The sequence below is a fragment of the Paenibacillus sp. O199 genome (assembly GCF_001636635.1).
GTDB lineage: Bacteria > Bacillota > Bacilli > Paenibacillales > Paenibacillaceae > Paenibacillus > Paenibacillus marchantiae.
Window position 1 is genome coordinate 133201 of sequence record NZ_LGRP01000005.1, and the last position, 23936, is coordinate 157136.

Genomic DNA, 23936 nt, shown 5'->3' on the forward strand with positions numbered 1-23936 from the left:
GTATATCACAATCTACTATCTTGAAACCTATCGGGCCAGTAATCAGTAATAACAGGAGAGTCCTATTTACAAAATTTTCTTTTGAAGGAGTGTTTACATGCATTTATCCAATCGAAGCACCCGCTTCAGGCTCACCTCCATAACGGGGGCGTTCATGGCGTTTGTCCTGTCCCTCAGTCTATGGGCACCCGCCGTGCAGGCGGAGACCACACCTGCTGCGGTCAATGAAAAAGGAAAAGTGACAGCGCTGACAACAGAGTCTGCGACAGCCTTTATGGATACATTTTTTGATTCCGCCGAAGCGAAAGCCCAATATGTTGGTGCTTCCGTAGTCGTTGTCAAAGATGGAAAAGTCGTGGCAGAGAAAGGGTATGGATATTCCGATCTGGAGAGCAAAGAGCCCGTTGATCCGAAAAATACCACTTTTCGTATCGCTTCGGTCTCCAAAACATTCACATCAGCCGCTGTCATGCAGCTCGTAGAGCAAGGTAAGGTGGATTTAAAGGCTGATTTCCAGACCTATGTGAAAGGACTGGAATTCGATAATCCTTTTGACAAACCTGTAACGGTAGAGAATCTGCTCACACACACCACCGGATTCGAGATTCGCGACCCGCAGCAGGAAGACATCCATGATGACTTTGACAAAAGTGTATCGATGGAGGATTATGCCAAGTTACATATGCCACCTGTCGTTAGAGAACCTGGTAGCGCCTACATGTACGACAACTTCTCCTTCCTGCTGCTTGGCATGATTGTGGAGAATGTGAGCGGCGAGCCGTTTGAATCGTATATGCAGCAGCATATCTTCAAACCTCTCGGTATGGATAACAGCAGTTTCTTGCTGAACGGCAAGTTCAAAAACCAACTTGCAACAGCCTATGATGCGGCCCATAATCCACTCGACCTGTACACCCTTTCCCCAACACCTATGCCTCAAGGCGGCATGCTCTCAACGGCAGAGGATATTGGGAATTTCATGATTGCTTTCCTGAATGATGGCGTGAAGGATAACGAACGTATTTGGAAAGAATCTACGGTAAAAAGCATGGAACAATACCGTTCTTCCATTCATCCGCTGCTCCCCAATACCACTTATGGATTTGAAGCTGCTTTTCAGCTTCCGGGTGCAGGCAGCAGTTCCAAAATTATCACCAAGGCTGGTGACCTAATCGGATTCAGCTCTTATCTCTTCCTTATTCCCGAGCAAAACACAGGTGTCTTCCTTACTTACAACCAAACAGGAGCACTTCGTAATCTCTTCTATCCTGCCTTTATCCAAACGTTCTTCCCGCAATATGCGGAGCCCATCAAGTTCAAGGACTATACACCTCAAACTGCGGATGAGCTGCAACGCTTCGCTGGGCTATACGCGGATCTGCGACTGAGCACCATTGTTAGTTCCCTGAAAGATGACGGCAAAGAACCTGGACAATTGAGCATTTCCGACGTCTTCCTTGGCCCACGTACCCTGATTCAGGTTGAAGATCATCTCTTCAAGGACGAATTAACAGGCCAGTTCACGGCGTTCAAGGAAAATGCTGATGGAACCATCTATATGAAAGAACCTTATCTCAACCCAATGGGTTATGAGAAAAAAGGGCAGAAACCCCAAGGCTTCCGGGATGTCCAGGCGAATAGTCCTTATGCTGAAGCCATCTATGGTTTGCAATCCCTTGGATACTATACCAATGATGCAAGTGAAGCTTTTCAACCCAAAAATGCCGTTACACGGGCTGAATTCATTGAGGATGTCCTTAAAATGAGCGGGCTGAAAGCCAGCAAAACGACGCCACCTGCGGATACCGACTGGGCAACTCACCCTGCTGCCGGTTACATTCAGCTAGGTTATGAATCCGGCATGATCGCCGGTGCGGATGAGAAACAGTTCAAACCGGATCAGGTCATCACACGTCAGGAAGCTATGGTGATGATTTGGAGAACTCTCCAGCTGCAATATCCAAATGAACTGTTCGAGGATGTGAAGCTGGCCGGGCAGACAGATGCCTGGGCTGTGCCTGCGATCCAGATGATGGTTAAGCTAGGCATCCACGGTCCTGAAGTGAAGGTGCTGGAGGATGGATCAGTCGATTTCCTTGCGCGCAAACCACTGATTCGCCAGGAAGAAGCAGCAATTATGTACCAGCTGTTTACACAGCCAACCGACAAGATCGTAGCTGACCTGATGACAAAGCAGCCGCAATCGGAAACTTCCTCAGATGAGGAACCTGCGGAAGATACAACCGCGCCTGCAACCGTAACTCCTGAATAACCGGAGCACCAACCTTATATTCACGGTATAAAAAACGATAAACAGGCTTGTTCAAAGGAGGATAACCCTCCTTCTGAACAAGCCTGTTTTGGCTAGCGTGGTGACCTTCTGGTGTACCATTTAATGGTGCGATGATACTTAAGAGGTCTTCTCAAGTTATAAATTAAATACCTCGCTCAACATGGAAGAGACATGTTGATTGCCATTCCGCTGGTCATATTTGTCTGCGGCCGCTTTGGCATATGCCGCAAAATAGTCGACCAGTTTACGCAAATCTCCTGGATCTCCTTCATAAGGGAATGAAGCGGGAAGCCGCAATCGGTATCCTGGAGATTCATCAGCCCAGCGGCGCAACAGTTGTGCTGCTCTGGCATAAAACATCATTTTGGCAAACGGATCTTCATGGTCCATCGCAAGCACTATATTTTCTTCCAGAACATCGATGCCCTTCGCCGGGTTCGTGCGTGCAAGATAATCCATCTGCTCAGCAAAGCTCTGCACAAAATCATTATGTCCTTTGATCATGCGATAGCCTTTCGCCTGATGTTTGTCAGCTTCATCAATCTTGCCAAGTCGGTATAGTGGCATCAAAATCTCCGATAAGGTCAGGTGCGGAATTTCGGCACAACTCATTCTCCCTTTCAAAATGGGCTTCGCTGCTTCCAATACCTTCTCATCATCACCTGCCAATAACCAGTAGCGCATGATCTCGTCCTGCTCACAGGCTTCACAATCACTCATAAAGTCACGATCCATACTTCTGAACTTCGTATAACTGGTACCCGCCTCCTCCAGATCGCCAAGATCCATGGATATGCGGAATCGATAATACCAATACGAACGTTCACTGTACCCAAATGATTTGAAGCGACGTCCAAAGTCCTCCAGCAGTTCCATCATTTTATCGCGAGACACTTCCGGGAAGCTGGATAGTTCTCCCAAAATCCATTTATACGACCACATTAACGTTTCTTCGTCATAGCGTTCTGGCTCTTGATCAAACTTGCCCAGCTGCCAGGAAAAAGCAATCAGTGCTTTCATCGGATAACCGCAGAATGTCGCGGTCTCCACGATCTCTGAACGCGCTTCGTACGCTTCCTCCTCCATGCCATTCACATCGGCGACTCTTGCCGCTTCCTCTAGCATGCCAAGCTTCGCTGTTCCATTAGGCAGGCCATAGGCCTCATCCATCAAATCCTCAAAATCCATTTCGGTCTTCATCAGGCATCCCCCTTACGATCTGTATTCGCACGCAAACCCCAATCAATAAAACGAACGATGCCCTGATTCAGCACCTCAAGCTCCTGTCGATTCATCGCATAATGCCCCATCATTAATGCATTGACATACAACATCTCAATGGCAATCGGAGTCATTTGGGCATCCGGTGAAGTCAGGACCCGCTGAATAATTGGATTGCTGATGTTCAGGTACAGGGTCGAATAACCTGCGGAACTAATGCCGGATGACAATGATCCAAGGACGGAGGAGAATAATTCTGTACTCTCCTCACTTGCTTTTTCCAATGCACGCAGCGTGGAAGACTCCTGCGAGAGCGTGAACAGCACCGGCAAATCAGCTGGCTTGAAGCCCTTGACCTCTGCACGGCAGCGGAAACGTTGCAAAGCAGAGTCAGCAAGGCGCAAGGCATCATAATACTGATTCCGTTCAGCTGGTGGCACATCGGTAAAACTCATGGATACCTCATCCGGCTGCAACCGCTGCGTCTGTACATGCTGCACCACTAGTGGCAGCATTGCCATCAAATCGCTGTCGTAGATGTATCCACCGTTAATGACCAGCATCGATTGGGCTGACGCGACATGATGAATCTGGCGATACTCATCCACTGTGGTAGTGAAGTACAACGTCTCTCCCTCACTCATCAACTCGCCCAGTTCCCGATGACCACGGGTACTTTCAAACGGAAGCCAGCGGTGAATCATGGCATAGAACTCCTGATCCTGCACAGCCAGTGCCTTCATCGACAGCGCATGCAGGCGAATCAGCTTTTGCAGCCGTTCCGTCTGGCGCTCAGCCATGTCGGCCAATCCTTTACGAAGGGCATCGCCAAGTTCGGAGCGAACCTCTTCCAGCTTTTCATTTTCATAAAAATGTTCCCGTGAAGCTGTCGGTTGAAGCTCGTCTGTCCAGATAAGGCATTTCACGAAAAAGGCCCATTCCGGCAAAATATTCTCCGCCTTCTCCGAGATTAGCATTCGCTTCAGATACACCCGGTGAGAACGCTTGGCATTCAAATTAACTGCATGCGGAAGAACAAATGCGATGCCTCCTGTACGGCCTGAAACCGTCGTCAGTGGGATGAAATCCTGAAACTTCTCTCCCAGCAATCGTTCACCAAAAGCCAGCACTTCCGCTCTGCGTCCACGTGCAAGCTCAGGCTCCATCAACCAGATCGGTGACTCGCTATTGACGATATGTTGAACACCGTCACTATGCAGGATGACTGGATAAGGCAGCAGCGCTCCATAATAGAACAAGGCTTCTTTCACATATTCTGTTTCAAAATAATGGGCTGCGTCCGGCGTACAACGCAGATATACTTTCGTTCCAGGAGACAACTGTGTCTCCAATTGCCGAATCGTATACGTTCCATCGGGCTTACCCCGCCACTCCATCGAAGGTCCACCCTTAGTGGATTGCGTCAGCATGACGATTTCATGACTCACCATGAAACAGGACAATAATCCGATTCCGAATCGCCCGATAAACGAAGTCTCTCCATCCAGCAAGGCCTGCTGCCCGCGCTTCGAGGATTGACCTATCATCGCAAGAAACTCATGGATATCGGCTTCCGTCAAGCCAATGCCGTTGTCCTCCACCATCATGGTCAACTGCTCGCCTGTTCCGGTCAGTTCTACACGTACTTCACCCTGATATCCTGATTCCGCTTCTGTTCGAGCTGTAATGGCATCAGTCGCATTTTGCATTAATTCACGTAAAAATACTTTAGGGCTGCTGTATAGATGGTTCGATAGAATCTGGATCATACCGCTTAGATTTACCTGAAAGCGATACTCATTGGATGCTGTCATTTCGCTCACCTTCCTCTGGTCCAACCACATCTGATGTTTCCTACTTGGAAGTGTTCATATGATGTGTTAGATGAAATAGTTATGTAATCACAAGAAATGAGGCGTCCATTGGATGGATACGCCAAGTAACGACGTCAAACCGGCCTTGGCTAACCAAGACCGGCGTTAGATGAATATTCAGGCATTCATGATATGTAAGAGGCCTTAAGTCTAATTACCACGTTATGGATGGCAATGAAAAGAGATATTGCATCCTTTTAACTAGAATACATGGTATAGACCACAGTGAAAACAAACCTGAGACCCGATTTCGCCGGACTTTAGGGTGAAGTTGATGTTTGCGTTTGGGACTAAAGACGTATAATTTTTATTTTTCGGCCCTCCATTTGAACGATATATCTCATCTGGACGTATAATCTCCAAACTCAGATCGGACGGTGAATGTGCATGATTGAAGTTCGCAACATTTCTAAGCAATTTAAAGTGCATCAGGCACTGAACGATGTCAGCTTCACGGTTGAACAAGGCAGCGTTACCGGGTTGATCGGTCCTAACGGTTCGGGCAAAACCACCCTGATCCGCATCATGAACGGCGTTCTCGGCGCTTCGGGTGGGCAAGTGAGCATTAACGGCCTCGATCCCTTCCGTGAGACGGAGAACGTACTCGCCCTATGCGGCACATTAACCGAGCAGAGTGGATTGTATGAAAATATGAGTGGGCGTGACAACCTGATCTTTTTCGCTGAAGCTTTCGGTGTACAACATGCCAAAGCACGGATTGATGAGCTTGTGGATCTGTTCGAATTGCAGGAATATCAACATCGAAAAGTAGGTACCTACAGCACAGGCATGAAAAAACGCGTAGGTCTAGCACGGGTGCTGCTGCACCGTCCCTCCATTCTCTTTCTGGATGAGCCAACCAATGGGCTTGACCCGGATGGGATTCAGATGGTCCTCCGAATCATCCGTCGGCTAAATCAAGAGGAACATATGACGATTCTCGTATCGTCTCATGTGTTATCCCAACTATCGGCCGTGTGTGATCGGTATATTTTTATGGAAAAGGGGCGCAAGGTTGAGGAAGGTACGGAGCAGGAGATCGTCAACCGATACCTGACCTCACCCCGGATTGAGGTTGAAGCGACCATGCCGAATGGCTGGCAAACGGTAACAGGGTATACACCGGAGATGGTTTCCGCGAACAAAGCCGTTTTTCAGCTTCAAACCCGTGAAGATATTCCGTTGTTACTGCGACAATTGAGTGAGCGTGGACAAGTCTATCAGGCCCGGATTACGGGCAGCGATCTGGAGAGTATTTATTTTGCCATTAGGGAGGCACATCATCATGAATAACCGACAAGCCATACGTGCACTTGTTCGTAAAGATATTCGAGCTATCACAGCCAGCGTGCAGCTTTGGTTGCCCATGTTGATCGTTCCGCTAGTTATCGGGATCATCATGCCTGGGATACTCATTTGGGCAGCCTCAAGGATGGAACTTGCTTCCCTCGGCAATATGAGCTTCCTGCTTGATACACTGGATAACCTAACCCATGCCGGGCGAATTCCGCAGCTTGCTTCGATGCCTACGGATAACCATCGTATTGTCTATTACCTGGCCTTGTACATGTTCGCACCCCTGTTTCTCATCATTCCGGTGATGGCATCCAGCATTCTGACGGCCAACAGTTTTGCAGGCGAGAAGGAGCGCAAGACTCTGGAAAGTCTTCTGTTCACTCCGATGAGTATGGATACGTTGTTTAAAGGCAAGGTGTTAGCTGCCCTTATTCCTTCCCTGCTGTTATCCTGGATTACCTTCATTATCTACGGAATCATTGCCAATATCCTGTTGTATCCCATGTTCGGGGCATGGATGTTTCCCAATCTGAACTGGATCATTCTGGTTCTATGGGTTGTTCCAACGTGCAGTCTTGTGGTCATTCTGTTAAATGTACTGATCTCGGCGAAGGTACGTGGATTTCAGGAGGCCTATCAACTCGGAGGACTGGTCGTTCTTCCATTGCTTGCGCTGATTGCTGGTCAGGCGAGCGGCATGCTGCTTATCAGTCCTCTCATGTTAATCCTGGTCGGAGCAGTACTTCTGCTCATCAGTTTCATTTTGCTTCGTCTGGTTACTTTGTGGAACAGTCGTCAACAGCTGGCTGAAAGTCAGATTTAGGCTGAATATGGTTGAATATAACGGCAGAAGATCTGATCTTCTGTCGTTTTTATCTGACTGAGATGTGTAACATATTTTCCATAGTTTACCGATATAACGTAAGGTGATAATGTGTTACTTACATACATAAAAAGAAGGGTGACGATTGATTTATGAACAAATGGTCTACACGTATGCATCGCACGGTTTGCACCTTGCTGCTGTTCACACTGATCACGGCAGCAGTGCTTGGAGGCGGAGCCAATGCTCATGCAGCTTCCCTCAGCCAAACTACGGTATATTATGAGTCCGATGGTGTATTGTACAAAGTATCCGGTGACGGAAGCGGAACTACAGAGGTATTGCTTGATTTTGAAGGAGATGGTCTGTCTGCGGCTGGAACCTATCTCTATTACACTCGTTCCGAGTCTTCCACAACGCTGCTTCGCGTTCCCAATGACGGTTCTAGTGATTCCGCTGAAACGTATGCGACAGATGTATTGAGCTACTTTACGGATAACGGGTTCATCTATTATATGGATTCCAAAGGAACGATCTATCGTGGAAATGGCAATAGCGAAGCTTCCGCTGCCACCAAAATTGCAGACAAAGCAGATACAGATTTCCCGCTGCTCGCCGTAACGAAAGGCCGTGTATATTATAACGGGCTCGTTAATGGAAACCCATGGATCGTTTCTAAGGCATCCAATGGAAGCGGAGCAGTGCAACGAATTGCTGCTGGTGCAGTAGAGAGTCGTTATTTTATGAACGTGGCCAAAAACGAACTGCAATTGATGGTGAACACTGACCCATACGAGCAGTACTACTCTACCAACGCCATTATCATGTACAAGGTAAACTACAATACAGGCAAAGGTACAGCAGTTAATCCCAAAGCAAAGCTGGATGTGAACGCTGTTTACGCTGGCGGCTGGGGCAACAATCTGTATGTGTACAACAAAGGCATCAAGCTGGATAGCAACAAGGATTATGATTATTCAACAGGCAAAGCCTTTGCATTAACCACTTCTGGCAAAACACTTCAGATTCATAGTAAGAGCATCCGGGAGGTCAATCCACTGGGTACGGATAAGGTTGTCGTTGTGGATGCAGACAAAAAGGCGTATGCCAAAACCATCGCCGGGAACAAGGTATCCAAATCTGCCAACCTGAATTTGAACAGTGTCACTTTCGTAACTGCTCAGTTGACCAACGGAACACCAACTATTGCATATCTATCCGGTACAAATGGTCTTTATTCCGTGAGCACAGCTCTCAAAGTAACCAAGCTTGCTGGAGAGGAATGGTCAACGTTCCAGCTTCATGACGATGTTCCGGGCATGTTCTACATCAACGCAAATGATCTCTATCGGCTGTATCATGTGCAAGCCAATGGCACAGGCAAAAAGGTGCTAAGCGACGTTTTCCTGGATGATATCCTGTTGGTCGTGCCAAACTAACCCACGCATGTGGGTATAGACTTATAGAGACTTATAGCTATCTCAACATTCTAGTTTCAAATATAGAGGATAACTCTAAAGCCATCACGGCTCTGGGTATCCTCTTTTTTTCATGTCCAAAACTATTTTTCAAAAACATCTTCCATATGAGAATGATAATTGTTATCATTAAGAAAATAAGACAAAAGGATGGTCCGTATGACTGAACAGCTTTCCTTCATTTCTGAAACCTCATCTCTACCGCTCCTCTCTTCCATGTGCCGTGTACGGCGCGGGGAGCATTTCCGTGTGCAGGGCAAGACGGTGTCCCGGCCCATGCTCTGTCTTATTTTACAAGGAGACGGTGTTCTGGTCTTGAACGATACAGTCTATACCGCCGAAGCCAATCAACTGTATGTTCTTAAGCCAGGAACAACGATTGAGGCGGCTGCACGCTCGGCTGTTACGGAGTTTATAATACTTAGCATGGATACGGTATGTTTGCAGCAAGTGCGTGGCCAATGGAAAATGTCCTCCTCTTCTGGTTTCCCGCTGGATTGGGAGACAGGCAGACTGATGGTTCGTCATGACCAACAAGCCAGAGCGCGAGTTAAACAATTGTATGAAGCCTACCGCGGCGTTCACCCCGATCACTTTATCAGTATACATAGCCAGCTGCACGAGCTTTTGCAGTATCTCTCGGAGAACCGGCTTGAAGAAAATTATGAGAAGGTCGATCCGGCGCTTGAACGCAGCATTATGTATATGAAAAGGTTCATGAGTGAAGGTATCAGCATGGATCAACTGGCCAAAATTGCCGGATTGACGCCAAGCTCCTATTCTCGCAGTTTCAAGAAAGCCAAGGGCATGTCACCTACCGATTATCTGAATCGCTTACGGATTGACGAGGCCAAAAAACAGCTCAAGCAGGAAACATGTGTAATCAAAGACGTCGCCGTATCTGTTGGCTATGGCAATGAATATTATTTTAGCCGCAAATTCAAACAAACCTTGGGGATCGCACCCAGCCTATATATGAAAAAAGACCAAATTCGCGTGGCTACCGCGTCCAGAATGGGACTTCATGAGAACCTCTCTTCGCTCGGATTGTCTCCCGTAGCTGCAATGGACGGATTCCATGATCGGGAGCTTGATGAAGTCGAGCAACAGCAGCGGCTATCCACACAATTGGAGAAATTACGTCAGGCCAAGCCGGACCTGATTATCGGTGACTTTTATCATCAACCCTTTTACGATAAGCTCAAAAGTATTGCACCTACGGTTATCATGGATCAGGCCCATGAATGGAAAGAAAATCATGTACGCTTGGCTGAACTGGTCGGACGGGAGCAGCAGGCCTTACAGAATTTCAAACAGCTTGAGCTTCGCAACCTTGATATCGGACTCCGTTTGAAGCATCATTTCGGGCAAGAACGTATTATGCTTATGCAGGTTACGAATCAGTCTATCCGGCTCCAGGAAAATATCGAGCATCCATTAAATCGCCTTATCTACGGTGAACTTGGACTGAACCCTGCACAGATCATATGTACAGACTTAATGACAGATGAGTATGCGGCAGATAGCATCCCCATGCTGGATACGGATCATCTGTTCATGAACCGCGTCTCCAATACTCCTGCCAGTGAGAAACTGCTTCGGCGTATGAAACAAACTACAGCCTGGAATCGATCTCCAGCCGTGTTGAAAGGTAACGTACACGATATATCCGATTGGTCTGTACGATCCTGGACCCCCAGCGGACGCCATCAGATCATGGACGAACTGGAACAGATCGTTCAGCAGCTTGTGACCTTATCACGTGTGGGATTAATCGGCCAATTGTAAAGCATGTGTTTTTCTTCATTATAAATGTACAAGTGCGTAACCCCCAAGACAAAAGAGCCCTCTCCAATTCGGAAAGGGCTCTTTGCTTTTGCTGTTATTAATGTTCCTTAATCTCTTCCTTCGGAACCAGTTTGTATATTTCTTCATCTTCCATGGTATCAATCAAGCGATCCAGCCATTTGTAGTAGGCCTCTGCTTGAAGCACCTTATGCTTGTCTTCCTTAAGAATGTGAAGAAGTTCAGCATCTGCTTGTTCATCCAGATCAGCAATCAAACGATTCAGTTCATCAACGGATTTGCGCAGTACCTGAAGGTTACTCTCCACGGCTTTTCTCCATTTAATCACAAAATAATCCGTAAACGTCTGATGCCAGTCATACTCCACTTCATATAGGTCTTTCCGGGAGCCTTTGCTCCATACTTTATTCACCATTTTTAGATCCAGCAGTGTACGTACGCCGGTACTCATGCTCGTTTTGCTCATTTCCATTTCCCGGCCCATATCGTCAAGGGTCATAGGTTTGTCTGCAAAAAAAAGCAATCCATATAAGTGTCCCGTGGACAGCGTAACGCCGTAGAGATCCATATTACGCCCAATGGCTTCAATGACGCGTTTACGGATCCTAAGAACGGTTGCCTGCTGTTCCTCTTGTAAATGGTCCAAGCTCATGCTTGCAACCTCCATTCTCAACATTCCCAGTCTCGGCAAAATAATTGCAACTGTTTAAGATCCGGCTTACATGGGAAAGTATCCGGCAGGACATCCTATATGCCAACAGGCTTTAGGTTACCCCATGTATTTCATGGGAGCTTGACCAAGTTGCAAACGCCTACGACTATCTTTTAACCAAAAAAAACTGCTTAGATTCAGCACATTTTCTATATAAGAAAAAGCGATATCAAATGTAAAGGTGTCTTATTAGCCAGAATAAGGAGAATGACGGAGCATATGGACGGAAAACTTTGTACAGTTTTTACTGTACAAACATTATGTACTGTTTATTCGGTTGCTATACGGGTTAAGTATTGTTAGAATACAAAACGTTACCCAGAAAGACGGGAAGCGAAGCAACGATTACCGGATTTCGTGGCTGGGCGCACAAGTGTATGGGCTTGTGGATGCTGAAAGCCGTTCGAAGTGCACAACACATCAGAAGGGGTGAAAACATGACCATACTTGAAGTAAAAAATGTAAGTAAACTGTTTGGACCCCAAACCGAGCAAGGTCTACAATTACTGGAGCAAGGTTGGGGCAAAGAAAAGTTGGCCAAAGAAAAACAGATAACGGTTGGTGTCAACCGGGTCAACATGGAAATTCAGGAAGGTGAAATTTTCGTCATCATGGGACTGTCCGGAAGTGGTAAGTCTACACTTGTTCGAATGTTCAATCGTCTGATTGAACCGACATCGGGAGAGATTCTTGTCCATGGTAAAGATCTACGTAAGATGAACAAAGAACAATTGCGCGAAGTGCGTCGGAAAACGATCAGCATGGTATTCCAGAAGTTTGCGTTATTCCCGCACCGTACCGTTCTCGATAATGTGGAGTATGGTCTCGAAGTTCAAAAAGTAGATAAAGATGAACGTCGGGAAAAAGCAAAAACGTCGCTTGAACTGGTTGGCCTTAAAGGCTGGGAAGACAAAATGCCGGATGAGCTAAGTGGCGGGATGCAGCAACGTGTAGGTTTGGCCCGTGCGCTGGCGAATGACCCGGAAGTCCTGTTAATGGATGAAGCATTCAGTGCACTTGATCCACTGATCCGTCGGGATATGCAGGATGAGCTGATTGAGCTTCAGGATAAAATGAAAAAGACCATTATTTTCATTACCCATGACTTGGACGAAGCGCTGCGCATCGGCGATCGTATTGCCCTCATGAAAGACGGCGCAGTCGTGCAGATCGGTACTCCGGAAGAAATCATGATTCAACCGGCCAACTCATATGTGGCCCGCTTCGTCGAAGACGTGGACTTGTCCAAGGTCCTTACCGCATCTCATGTTATGCGACGTCCTGAAACGATTACGCTTGACCGTGGTCCTCGTGTTGCCCTCGAATTAATGCGCGAACGTGGTATTTCCAACCTGTTTGTCATTGACCGTTCGAAGAAGCTGCTTGGTGTTATTACAGCAGAGGATGCAACCCGCGCAATGCGCGAAAACAAAGTGTTGAACGATATTCTGATCACGGATGGGCCGACTGTAGCGCCCGAAACCCTGATTCATGAATTGTTCGAAATTGTAAGTTCAGCCCATGTGCCGCTCGCTGTTGTTGGCGAAACCGGCCGTCTGCAAGGTGTTATCGTCCGCGGTGCCCTGCTTGGAGCACTAAGCGGTGAAGTTGCAGTAAAGGAGGAACTTGTGAATGATTCCCAAAATACCACTAGCATCGTGGATTGAAGCGATTGTTGACTGGATGAGCACCTCGCTCTCCGGATTATTTAAAGTCATTTCTGTTGTTATTCAGGAGGTTGTCGGATTTTTCTCCGGGCTGTTCATGCTCCCCCATCCGCTCCTGTTTATTGTAATACTCGGTGTATTGGCATATCTTGTTGGCCGAATACCACTGACCCTGTTTACAGTTATCGGTTTCTTGCTCGTAGATAACCTCGGATATTGGTCCCAATCGATGGATACTTTGGGCCTCGTTATTACGTCAGGATTAGTCTCCATTCTGCTTGGTGTTCCCATCGGTATCTGGCTCGCATACAGCAAAACTGCAGCCCGGATTATTACACCATTGCTTGACTTTATGCAGACCATGCCTGCATTTGTCTACTTGCTGCCAGCGGTAACCTTCTTCAGCCTTGGTGTGGTTCCCGGTGTTATCGCGTCCGTTATATTCGCGATTCCACCTACGATTCGCCTGACTCACCTCGGAATTAAGCAGGTATCTGGCGAACTGGTCGAAGCAGCGGATGCTTTTGGTTCTACGTCCATGCAAAAGTTGTTCAAAGTACAGCTTCCACTCGCATTGCCTACCGTAATGTCAGGGATTAACCAAACCATCATGCTGTCGCTGTCCATGGTTGTTATTGCTTCCATGATCGGTGCACAGGGTATTGGTGCGGAAGTCTATCGTGCGGTAACACAGTTGCAGATTGGTAAAGGTTTTGAAGCAGGTCTGGCTGTCGTGGTTCTCGCGATCGTACTTGACCGTTTCACTCAAAATCTGTTTATGCCAGGCCGTAAGAAAAGCTCACGCTTCTCAGCGAAACAAAAAGCCTGGATTACTGCTGCAGCCACATTTGTTGTGCTCGTAGCTGGTTTCTCACAATACTTTGTTGGCGGCAACAGTACTTCTTCCGGCGGTAACAACACTCCAGCGAATGCTGTAGGTGAAGAAGTCAAATATCAGATCATTGGTATTGATCCGGGTGCAGGCATTATGAAATCCGCTGCCAAAGCCATTGAAGATTATCATCTGACGGACTGGACCCTGATTGAAGGATCTGGTGCAGCGATGACTGCCACACTGGACAAAGCCATTAAAGCGGAAGAACCGATCATTATTACAGGCTGGACTCCACACTGGATGTTCAACAAATATGATCTAAAATATCTGGATGATCCCGAAAAATCTTTCGGTGATGCTGAAGAAATTCACACCATCGCACGTAAAGGCTTGAAAGGAGATCACCCGGTTGCTTATGAATTCCTGTCCCGTTTCCAATGGACATCAGATGAAATGGGCGAAATGATGAGTGCCATCCAAAATGGTACATCTCCAGAAGAAGCCGCAAAAGACTACGCTGAGAAACATGCAGACCAGATTGACGAATGGACCAAAGGTCTGACGCCAGTTAACGGTGATGCATTTAAACTTAGCTATGTAGCCTGGGATTCCGAGATCGCTAGTACTAACCTGTTGAAATATGTCATGGAAAGCAAACTTGGCTATAAAGTTAACGCCCTGCAAGTTGAAGCTGGACCTATGTGGACGGGTGTCGCCTCAGGCGACGTAGATGCCTCTCCAGCAGCTTGGCTGCCATTGACTCACGCTGACTACTGGGAACGTTACAAAGACCAGGTGGATGATCTGGGAGCCAACATGACCGGTGTACGCACAGGGCTCGTTGTTCCTGCATACATGACAGACGTTAATTCGATTGCAGATTTGGAAACAGGTGCTTCTTCCTCCACTCCATCGGCGAATGCCAATGTGGGAAATGAAGTGAATCACCAAATTATCGGTATCGATCCAGGTGCCGGAATTATGAAATCCACAGCGAGTGCCATTGAGAAATACGGTTTGTCTGACTGGAAACTGGTTGAAGGTTCAGGAGCCGCAATGACAGCTACGCTGGATAAAGCGGTTAAGAATAAGGAACCGGTTATCGTTACCGGTTGGACACCGCATTGGATGTTCAATGCATATGACCTGAAATACCTGGACGATCCGGAAGGCGTCTACGGTGAAGCAGAACAAATTCATACCATTGCCCGTAAAGGGTTAAAGGAAGACACACCTGTCGCTTATGAATTCCTGGATCGCTTCTCCTGGACACCTGAGGATATGGGTGAAATCATGGTTGCCATTCAAAACGGAGAAGATCCCCAAAAAGCCGCAGCAGCTTTTGCAGAGAAGCATAGCGACAAAGTGGCTGAATGGACCAAAGGTCTGACTCCGGTGAATGGAGATTCCATTAAACTAAGTTACGTAGCTTGGGACTCCGAGATTGCAAGTACGAACTTGCTGGAGTACATCCTTAAAGAAAAACTGGGTTACAAAGTAACCTCTCTTCAAGTGGAGATCGGTCCAATGTGGACCGGCATTGCCAATGGTGATGTAGATGCAACTCCAGCTGCATGGTTGCCGCTCACCTCTGCAGATTATTTCAACAAATACAAGGATCAGATCGATGATCTCGGTCCAAATATGGACGGTGCCAAAACAGGTCTGGTTGTACCAACCTATATGGACATCAATTCCATTGAAGATTTAAAAGATAATTAAACCAGATTGAGATGGATAAACCTGAATTTGGCAAAAAGACCACCGGAATTTTTTCGGTGGTCTTTTTTAGTGTAACTTTTAATTGATTAGGTAAGCTAATGGGTTAAAGCTATCAGGTGTTTAAAGCTGTGAAACTGAATTATGTACTCAGACTCTACAAATTTCTTTTCTTTTTCTATGCTTACCCAATCAGCAACAATAATACGCCAATGGTAATCAGCACAATACCAAAAATCCCATACACCACTCTTGCACCCTGACGTCCAATGGGTTTCACAAAGAGACCTGCTCTAAAACTCTTCATAAACCAATCCCAATTATTGATTCCACCCAACAAACTGAAAATCCCTGCGGCAATAGCCAATAGTGCGATTAAAACCGGTTGATCTTGCATTTCAACACTCCTTCAATATAATCCTGTCTACTATACCTTCCTCTGGTAAAAATGAACAGTCATTAATTAGTAAAAAAACAGCTTGCAGATGAAGGTCTGCAAGCTGTTCTCATTAGAGTATTGGCTCCCTTTTCATAGGAAGATTGATTAGTCTTATTACTTCGCCTGAAACTCACTCGCTGACATCAACAGGGTTACAACTTCAGCACGAGTTGCTTCAGCGAGCGGGTTAAACATATTCTTGCCTGTACCTTTCACCAGTCCTGCATCATATGCAGCTGCGATATAAGGTACGGCCCATGCAGGTACTTTATTTGCATCTGCAAAGGTTAGTGTGGCATTCGATTTAACTGGAAGTCCGAGCGCTCTTACGAGCATAACCGTCATCTCTACACGGGATACTTTGCCGGATGCACGGAACGTCTCATCCGTATAGCCACTAATGATCCCTTGTTCTACAGCTTGAGCAATAAAGGATTGTGCCCATGCTGGAATTTTGGAAGCATCCTTAAACGTCAACGCCTTGCTGCTGGCTGGGAGTTCAAATGCTCTTGCCAGCATTACAATGAACTCGGCGCGTGTTGCCGGTCCATTTGGACGGAAATTACCGTCCTGATATCCATTCACAATTCCCCGGGAAATGGCCTGCTCAATGGCAACTGCTGCCCAGTGATTGCCGATATCTTTCAAAATCATACCCGGATTGGTTGGTGTAGTACCTCCTCCATTCCCATTCCCCGGAACGGAAGGTGTTGTAGGCGTGGTCGGAGTTGTTGGATCTGTTGGTGTTACAAGTGTGGTTGGTGTCGTTGTACCTCCACCACTATTACCACTGCCCGGATTGCTTCCGTTGCCATCCCCCGGAAGTGGAGCTCCCTTCAGATCGGTACTGCGTCCTTCCGTTGTCTGATTTACCGTACCTACACGGTCCAGATGTTCATGGAAGACTTCATAATCGACCAAGTTCAGTTCATAGTACCGGTTGTCATCCTTCGCCGCTCTCATGGACCGATAGAAGTCTCCACCGTTAGCCATAAACGAGTTCGTCGCTACGATGTAGTATGCGTTTGGATCGATGTCTGTGTACGTGCCATTGGCATTCTTAATCTGTACTTTGAGCACGCGTTGACCGACTTGGGTCACCGTATTGGTTATAGCGTCAACTTTCTCGCCCGGCTTCGTGGAATCATAGTAGAAACGCATGCCTGAAACTTGCGGGAAGCGCCCTTCGCCTGTTTCTACACCACTCACGCCATTTTCCAGCGCAGCCGTAATTTCCTTACCTGTCATTTTTAGCGCAGACAGGTTGTTTCCATTTGGCATCATTTTCAGCAATTGTTCCAGGGTGATGTCTCCCTCCTTGAACGATTCCCGAATGCCTCCACCATTTTGAATGGCTACATATCCTTTAACATTGTTTTCCTTTACAATAGATTTCACTTTCTCTAGCATGCCGTCTGCTACCAGGTTACCGAGATTGGTTTCCTGCTTACGCACACTGCCGCGTTCTCCATCAAGGAATACGTTCGTTTTACCGATTACTTCTTTTTTGAACTCAGCCAGAGGTTTCGCATAGCTTTCTAATTTCTTGGCTGCTTCCGGATCATTGGCGTAGACGTATGCACCAGAGGCATCCTTTGCATCCAGGTTCAGCAATTTGCCGTTCCATGTTGTCAGTACGCCTGCTTCGTTGAACGTTACATCCAGTTGACCCAGGGAAACGTCATATTCTCCCGTCTGTACGACCAGCGTCGGATCGGTGTGCGTATCTACAACCACCGGTTTGTTCAGAATGGTGTGTGAATGACCACCCACTACGATGTCGATGCCTTCTACCGCTTCTGCTAGTTTCAGGTCTTCCGAGTAACCCAGATGCGTCAGCGCGATGATTTTGTTAATACCTTCATCTTGCAGCATGTTCACTGTTGCCTGCGCACTTGCTTTGTAATCCTTAAACTTCAGATCATCTCCCGGTGATGACAGGGATACGGTATCCGGTGTCGTCAAACCAAAGATTCCGACTTTCTCGCCGTTTACTTCCGTGATAATGGCCGGATAGATTTGGGAATTCTCACCTGGATTTCCGATGGTACTGTTGTACAAGCCACCCAAACTCGCATCCTTCGTATAGTCAATATTGGCACTCACAAATGGGAATTCCGCTTTTTCAATAAATTTCTTGAGTACGCTTGGGCCTTTATCAAACTCATGGTTTCCGAAGGTCATCGCATCGTATCCGATCATGTTCATGAATTCGAGATCCGCCAGACCGTTAAAGAGGTTAAAGTACAATGTACCCGAGAATACGTCCCCTGCATCCAGCACCAGGGTGTTATCATTGCGTGTTTCTTTAATAGCTGTTACGCGGCGCGGGATGTTATCCAAATGCACGTGCGTATCATTGGTGTGCAACACACGCAGGTTGAAGTCACCCTCTTCTGCTGTGCTTCCAATGCTTAGCTGTGCAAGCAACGGATCATGGTCACTGACACGCCCATGTGAATCTTCGAAGTCAGCATTCACATGAACCGCTTCAATAGCTGCTGTTTCAGACAGATTTTTGCTCACCAGAATATGATCCAGTGTCTGAGAGTTTCCATCATAGATGTAGGAATAACGCTTGTTCTCTGGCAGTTTGTTTACCAAATTATCCAGTTCATTACCTTCGATAATATTCAATGTTTTGGAGAACTGGAAGTCATTGAAGTCGCCAAGAACAGCAACATTTACCTCTGGGTCTTTGTTTAGCAGTTCTTTAACAAAACGGTTTACAGCAGTTGCCTGTCGTGCACGTTGAATTTCACTACTTCTTGTCGCAGGCTGTATACTTCCGTAAGGCTTCAGATCGCCGCCTTTGGAATTCAGATGATTTGCAATCACAACAACACGTTCTCCGTTGAACTCGAATTCAGCAGCGAGCGGCTTGCGCGAGCTTGCAAAAGCATCGTTTGTTGGATCAATCCGTCCAGGATTCAGGGACAAGCTTCCGTCCGTTTCCACTTGGATACTCGTTACTGCGTCCCCTTTATTTCCTTGTTTCAGGGTTACACGTGACTCATTGTATAAGAATCCTACACGAATGTTCCCCCCCGGAGCTCCACCATCCTTATTGTTTTCTGGAGCAATATCCGTGTATTTATAGGTAGGACCACCTTTAGATGCAATAGCATCAATCAGAGTTTGGAAACTTGCATCAGCAGCAGTTGTTCCACTGTCTGTAGCTCCATCATTATCTTGTACTTCCATTATGCCAATAATATCTGGATTCTTTAGATTATTGACTACAATTCCACCGATTTTGATAGCTCTCGCTGCATCCTTCTTGCTGAAATTTTCCACATTAAAAGTTGCAATCGTCAACTTACCATCGGCCTGCTGAATCGTCGTTGTTGCTTGCTCAAGCCCGCCGGAAGTGATGACTGGAAGATTCCCCTCCGGATTAACCTTGAAATTGCCGTTGGAATACGTCATAACACCTTTGACGGACTCAGTAAACTTGTCACCAGTTTTGACCGCCTGAGACGGCTTTTTGTTAATGAACAATCGTTGCGGATTAAGCGCACTCTCGTAGGGTTCTGTACTATCCGCAGTCAGGATAACACCTCCTGCTGGTGTGCGTACCGGATTATTCAAACCATTGTCAACGACAACTGCCAGGCCCGGTTCACTGGAATATGGACCGATAATTGTCGCATTATCAAGTTGTACTCTCATTCCTTCCAAACTCTCATAAAAATCGATCGCATCCGTTTCCGGGTTAAACTCCCCAAACTGATCTGAATCAATTACATTAGGGATGATTCGATCGTTAGTTCCCAGAATCACAGGCTCAGGAAGTTGTTGGTTGTTGTCTTCAACCGTAATTGTTGTTGCAACGATCTCTGTCGTAGACAGCTCAGTCGTCGCTGTTGCATATTCTTTGACTTGACCCGACACCTTCACCTTGTTGCCTACTGTCATTCCATGAGAAGACTTATAGATGAGAATTCCTTCGGATGTTTTCAGATCTTCATCTTCCATTCCAGGAACCTCCTGTATATAGAAGGAGCTTGCATTTACAACATAAGTCACAATACCTTCGACATTCTGAACAGCTAAACCATCATACAAAGAGTTATGGGAAGCTCCTTGAATATCATGGATTCTAAGATTGTCCAGTTCATGAAGAACTTTGTAAGTAAAGGTATATACCTCACTTGTATTTCCACCCGATACAGCAATAGCTTTAACATTCGTGTCCTGGTCTACTGTAATCGGAGCACTATACTTTGTGGATGTTTGGGTTGGTTCAGTACCATCAACCGTATAATAGATTTCTGCTCCTGCCGTTGGCGATGACAATGTCACTGTTGATCCTTTGACAAGACCGCCTGATGGAGCACTGGCTGTAACAGAGAGCAGATTTTCGACAACATCCGATGCTGTACGTGGAATCAGTTCAAGACCATAACTTGTATGATAGGTCATAACCCCTGTCACTTTTTCGTATGTTTTGCCTGTTGCCAGTGCAGTAGGGCTATTTTTGGCATAGATCATGATCTCTCCACCATCGGCATCTGTCGCATAAAAGGTGGAACTGCTACTTCTTGTCACTGTAATAGCTTTGACTTCGACAAGCATCCCTTCATAAATGCCACCTGCACCCTTTCCTCCGCCTTCAGCAGGTGTGAAGTCTTTGGATGTCAGTGTAACGGGTTCAGGGATATCTTGTGTTTTATCCAAGACCTTAATATAACCGCCTGGAAATCCGGTCTTGTCCTTCTCTACCTGAAGCAAACCGTTATAGATCGTCAGCGGACCATAAGCTTCAATACGGTCACCTGGCTCCACGGTGGCATCTGTTCCACGAATGACGATTCCTGCATGATCATCCTGAATGTATAGATTCGCCAATCCTCCGGATTCTTCGCGATAAGTTACAATTCCTTGTACAGTAACCGGTGTATTCTCAGATTTATTTCGTGCTTCGGAGATTGAAATGGGGGTGTTGTCGACGAGGGTGTAATCGAAACTCTTAACATCACTATTTTCGATCCCCTCTTTGACTGCGTAGGTTTCAATGTGAATTGCATCATTTACTGTAATAGGCACGGTGTAGGGAAGATAATCAGTGTCCGTATTCTGCTTGTAGTATACAGTTGCACCGACTGTGGTTGTTTCTAAGGCCACCTTGGTCCCAGTTGGAACTGCGCCTGAAGCAGGATTGGCTGTGACGTTCGCCACTTTAGTTACTGGAGTCTCATCGATCAGTTGGAAGGTTGTTGAAGAGGAGTCAATGTATTTGAGGCCAGGAAGAGAAAGATAGGAAGCTAACGTTCCATTGGTTATCCTGACTTTTTTACCAAACAGCTCGGGATTTTTATTTAATCCAAATATGTCACGTACGGAGGTATCACTGGGAATTTGAACAGACATAATCTTGCTTAAATCCCTTTCCCCTGGAGTATCGGCAAGTCCGAAATTACTTCCTCCACTAAACGGAGCTTCGGTTTGAAGTTGGTTTTTAGAATTATTGTTAAAGTACCCGATAACGTATCCTTCTACTGTCCCCGGTAGTCCATCATTGTTGCGAGCTATCGCCTGAGCAACCGTTAACGGCTCATCCGCCGCGGCTGCCTTACTGCTGAACAATCCGGCTGGAATGGCACCCGTGATGAGCAGGACCATGGCCAGGAACAACCTGAGCCACCTCTTCATTTGCAGAACATGCATCTTTTACCTACCTCCATGTTTTAAATTCATAATCATTTGTTCATGAAGCTTGTACATTAGTTCAAATATAAGATAACTGAACTTCTATTACGTGTAAACAATATTCTTTTTAAATGATATAAAATAGAACACAAACATCACAAAATTGATGACAAAAAATAAAAATAGGTAAAAAAGTACTACTTCACAGCTTTTATATGTCAGATTTATTACTTTTATAGTGAATTTCTGTGTATAAAAACCTATATTGAGTAACTTAAACTGACATAATAAAGATGTGGATCTCTGTATTCGACATATATTGCTAGATATCCCTATAGCCAATTCGCCTTAAAGCAATTTTGTTCAAGATATTTTCACAGCAAAACGATGCGACAGTCAGGGTTGACCATCGCATACGTCTCACTCGTTATGAAATCCTAAGTTAAGCCATACATTTCAACTTTGCTATATCCAGCCTAAAGTTTGTCCTATTTCAAGAAATAAGTTACTTCTTCACCGTGCTGTTATACTGCCCAATCTTGTCTGTAATTTGCTTCGCTGCTGCATCCAATACGTCTTGCGGTGTACCTTGTCCATTCAGAACTGTCTCGATCGCTCCTTCGACAATTTGACGGGCTTCGGGGAATACACCCATTACAGCCCCGGATGTTGCTGTCGAATCCGCGGAAGCGTGCAATTGGTCGACTGCTGTCTGGAATTGCGGGTACTTCGCCATATTATCCTTTAATACTTGCTCATCGTAGGCTGCTGTCGTAATAGGGAAGTATCCTGTCGCAACACTCCAGTTGGCTTGTACCTTAGGTGTAGCCAGGTACTTGATAAACTCCCAAGCGGCTTGCTGTTGAGCTTCGGATTTGTTGTTCATGATATACAAGCTTGCGCCACCAACAACGACGCCGCCTTCTTTGGCATCTGCTGGACGTGGCAGGAAGCCTGTTCCCAGCTCAAACTTGCCACCAGCACCCTCTACAATTTTGCGCAATCCAGCGGTGGAATCCAGCGTCATACCGATTTGCTGTGCGGTAAACGCAGCGGTCGTATCGTCAGTGCTGCGTCCCAGATTAGAGACGGTTTTCTCGTCCATCATCTTTTTCCACCATGTCAAAGTCTTCACACCAGCTTCGGAGTTCAGCATGGATTCAGTCGCTGCACCGGTTCTTCCGTTACCATTGTTTACATAATCTGCATTCTGGTTCGCAAAGAACTGTTCCATAAACCAGCCATAGATGGCCATGGATGCACCTGGTTTACCGTCTTTCGCCAGTGCTTTAGCTGCTTGCTCAAACTCTTCATATGTCTTAGGCGGGTTCTCCGGGTCCAGACCAGCAGCTTTGAACATATCTTTGTTGTAATACAGAATCGGGTTCGATGTGTTGAACGGCATCGCATTTAATTTGCCATCGATGGTGTAATAACGGATGATATTGGGCTCCAATTGGGACAGATCGAACTTATCTTTATCGATAAATTGCTGTACCGGCGTAATCATGCCCGAATCGATCATAAACTTGCTGCCGATCTCGTACACTTGGATAATATCCGGACCACTGTCCGAACCCATGGAAGCTTTGAGTTTGTTCAGGCTCTCATCATATTTCCCTTGATAGATTGCCTTCACCTGAATGTCCGGGTGACTTGCGTTGAAATCGGAAGCGAGTTGATTAATGGCTTTCTCCCCTGCACCCGACATCGAATGCCACCACGTCAGTTGTACCGGTTCAGCAGCTGCAGCATCTGCCTGCGCTCCGCCCGTTGTGCTTGTTGTTTCGGTTTTTCCGCCACAAGCGGACAATACCAGCATAAGTGCAGCCAACATCAATGCAAATGTTCCTCTTTTTTTCAAACGAAACCCGATCATAATCGCTCTCCTTTTTTTGAGGCTCACTTCACAATAAGTGCTTTAATTTCTGCAAGGTGGCCGTTACGGGTCCGAATCGTTCTTTCGATCGCTGTTATCACCGGATTTTTTTCATCTCTCTCAAAGGGGAAAATCCGGTGATAAAGGCGAACGCTTCGCTTCTACAGAATCGATTTCGTCCCCTACACTACTTTTGCAGGCTTCAAAGAACATATTTCAAGAGTGAGGCCTTGTTTATTCGC

The 23936-nt window shown here is 46.4% G+C and carries 13 protein-coding genes; 7 read left to right on the top strand and 6 right to left on the bottom strand.

Translation table 11 applies throughout. The annotated features are described in order from the left end of the window. Positions 1–97: 97 nt before the first annotated feature. Positions 98–2272, top strand: coding sequence for a serine hydrolase domain-containing protein (locus tag A6049_RS09740; RefSeq protein ID WP_063564449.1), 2175 nt, complete (start codon positions 98–100; stop codon positions 2270–2272). Between the two features lie 156 nt (positions 2273–2428). Here the strand turns inward: A6049_RS09740 and A6049_RS09745 are convergent, their stop codons facing one another. Together A6049_RS09745 and A6049_RS09750 are read right to left on the bottom strand one after the other, a co-directional pair. After that, a complete protein-coding gene (locus A6049_RS09745) occupies positions 2429–3493 on the bottom strand; it encodes a hypothetical protein (protein ID WP_063564450.1) in 1065 nt (354 codons plus the stop codon). Next, positions 3493–5328, bottom strand: a complete 1836-nt coding sequence (locus A6049_RS09750; protein ID WP_063564451.1) for an HSP90 family protein — start codon at positions 5326–5328, stop codon at positions 3493–3495. Before A6049_RS09750 ends, A6049_RS09745 begins: the two co-directional genes overlap by 1 nt. A 447-nt stretch (positions 5329–5775) precedes the next feature. Between A6049_RS09750 and A6049_RS09755 the strand changes: the two genes are divergently transcribed. The 4 genes from A6049_RS09755 (at position 5776) to A6049_RS09770 (ending at position 10773) form a co-directional block, all read left to right on the top strand. Beyond that, positions 5776–6681: an ABC transporter ATP-binding protein gene (locus A6049_RS09755; RefSeq protein WP_161490574.1), complete on the top strand. Its 906-nt coding sequence runs from the start codon at positions 5776–5778 to the stop codon at positions 6679–6681. Then, positions 6674–7507 (top strand): ABC transporter permease subunit, encoded by an 834-nt coding sequence (locus tag A6049_RS09760; protein ID WP_063564453.1) that lies wholly within the window; start codon positions 6674–6676, stop codon positions 7505–7507. The genes A6049_RS09755 and A6049_RS09760 overlap by 8 nt, the downstream gene beginning before the upstream one ends. Before the next feature lie 152 nt (positions 7508–7659). Further along, positions 7660–8946 (top strand): hypothetical protein, encoded by a 1287-nt coding sequence (locus A6049_RS09765; protein WP_063564454.1) that lies wholly within the window; start codon positions 7660–7662, stop codon positions 8944–8946. A 198-nt stretch (positions 8947–9144) separates the two neighbouring features. Next, positions 9145–10773 carry a helix-turn-helix domain-containing protein gene (locus A6049_RS09770; RefSeq protein WP_063564455.1) on the top strand — a complete coding sequence of 543 codons (1629 nt, stop codon included), beginning with the start codon at positions 9145–9147 and terminating at the stop codon, positions 10771–10773. A gap of 97 nt (positions 10774–10870) precedes the next feature. Here A6049_RS09770 and A6049_RS09775 read toward each other — a convergent pair whose 3' ends face one another. Then, positions 10871–11443: a GbsR/MarR family transcriptional regulator gene (locus A6049_RS09775; RefSeq protein WP_063564456.1), complete on the bottom strand. Its 573-nt coding sequence runs from the start codon at positions 11441–11443 to the stop codon at positions 10871–10873. Positions 11444–11940: 497 nt separating this feature from the next. Here A6049_RS09775 and A6049_RS09780 point away from each other — a divergent pair, with 497 nt between their 5' ends. Then, positions 11941–13170 (top strand): quaternary amine ABC transporter ATP-binding protein, encoded by a 1230-nt coding sequence (locus A6049_RS09780; protein WP_063564457.1) that lies wholly within the window; start codon positions 11941–11943, stop codon positions 13168–13170. Further along, positions 13136–15727, top strand: coding sequence for a glycine betaine ABC transporter substrate-binding protein (locus A6049_RS09785; RefSeq protein WP_063564458.1), 2592 nt, complete (start codon positions 13136–13138; stop codon positions 15725–15727). Before A6049_RS09780 ends, A6049_RS09785 begins: the two co-directional genes overlap by 35 nt. Before the next feature lie 181 nt (positions 15728–15908). On the opposite strand, the gene A6049_RS09790 is transcribed toward A6049_RS09785, so the two are convergent. The 3 genes from A6049_RS09790 to A6049_RS09800 form a co-directional block, all read right to left on the bottom strand. Beyond that, positions 15909–16121, bottom strand: coding sequence for an immunity 17 family protein (locus A6049_RS09790; protein ID WP_063564459.1), 213 nt, complete (start codon positions 16119–16121; stop codon positions 15909–15911). A gap of 156 nt (positions 16122–16277) precedes the next feature. After that, positions 16278–21833 (bottom strand): S-layer homology domain-containing protein, encoded by a 5556-nt coding sequence (locus tag A6049_RS09795; protein ID WP_063564460.1) that lies wholly within the window; start codon positions 21831–21833, stop codon positions 16278–16280. A 487-nt stretch (positions 21834–22320) separates the two neighbouring features. Then, positions 22321–23694 (bottom strand): ABC transporter substrate-binding protein, encoded by a 1374-nt coding sequence (locus A6049_RS09800; RefSeq protein WP_063564461.1) that lies wholly within the window; start codon positions 23692–23694, stop codon positions 22321–22323. Positions 23695–23936: the final 242 nt, after the last annotated feature.

Bases quoted from the DNA above. Each gene is read 5' to 3' on its own strand.
- A6049_RS09740 (WP_063564449.1), top strand. From the start codon at position 98: ATGCATTTATCCAATCGAAGCACCCGCTTCAGGCTCACCTCCATAACG.
- A6049_RS09745 (WP_063564450.1), bottom strand. From the start codon at position 3,493: ATGAAGACCGAAATGGATTTTGAGGATTTGATGGATGAGGCCTATGGC.
- A6049_RS09750 (WP_063564451.1), bottom strand. From the start codon at position 5,328: ATGACAGCATCCAATGAGTATCGCTTTCAGGTAAATCTAAGCGGTATG.
- A6049_RS09755 (WP_161490574.1), top strand. From the start codon at position 5,776: ATGATTGAAGTTCGCAACATTTCTAAGCAATTTAAAGTGCATCAGGCA.
- A6049_RS09760 (WP_063564453.1), top strand. From the start codon at position 6,674: ATGAATAACCGACAAGCCATACGTGCACTTGTTCGTAAAGATATTCGA.
- A6049_RS09765 (WP_063564454.1), top strand. From the start codon at position 7,660: ATGAACAAATGGTCTACACGTATGCATCGCACGGTTTGCACCTTGCTG.
- A6049_RS09770 (WP_063564455.1), top strand. From the start codon at position 9,145: ATGACTGAACAGCTTTCCTTCATTTCTGAAACCTCATCTCTACCGCTC.
- A6049_RS09775 (WP_063564456.1), bottom strand. From the start codon at position 11,443: ATGAGCTTGGACCATTTACAAGAGGAACAGCAGGCAACCGTTCTTAGG.
- A6049_RS09780 (WP_063564457.1), top strand. From the start codon at position 11,941: ATGACCATACTTGAAGTAAAAAATGTAAGTAAACTGTTTGGACCCCAA.
- A6049_RS09785 (WP_063564458.1), top strand. From the start codon at position 13,136: ATGATTCCCAAAATACCACTAGCATCGTGGATTGAAGCGATTGTTGAC.
- A6049_RS09790 (WP_063564459.1), bottom strand. From the start codon at position 16,121: ATGCAAGATCAACCGGTTTTAATCGCACTATTGGCTATTGCCGCAGGG.
- A6049_RS09795 (WP_063564460.1), bottom strand. From the start codon at position 21,833: ATGCATGTTCTGCAAATGAAGAGGTGGCTCAGGTTGTTCCTGGCCATG.
- A6049_RS09800 (WP_063564461.1), bottom strand. From the start codon at position 23,694: ATGATCGGGTTTCGTTTGAAAAAAAGAGGAACATTTGCATTGATGTTG.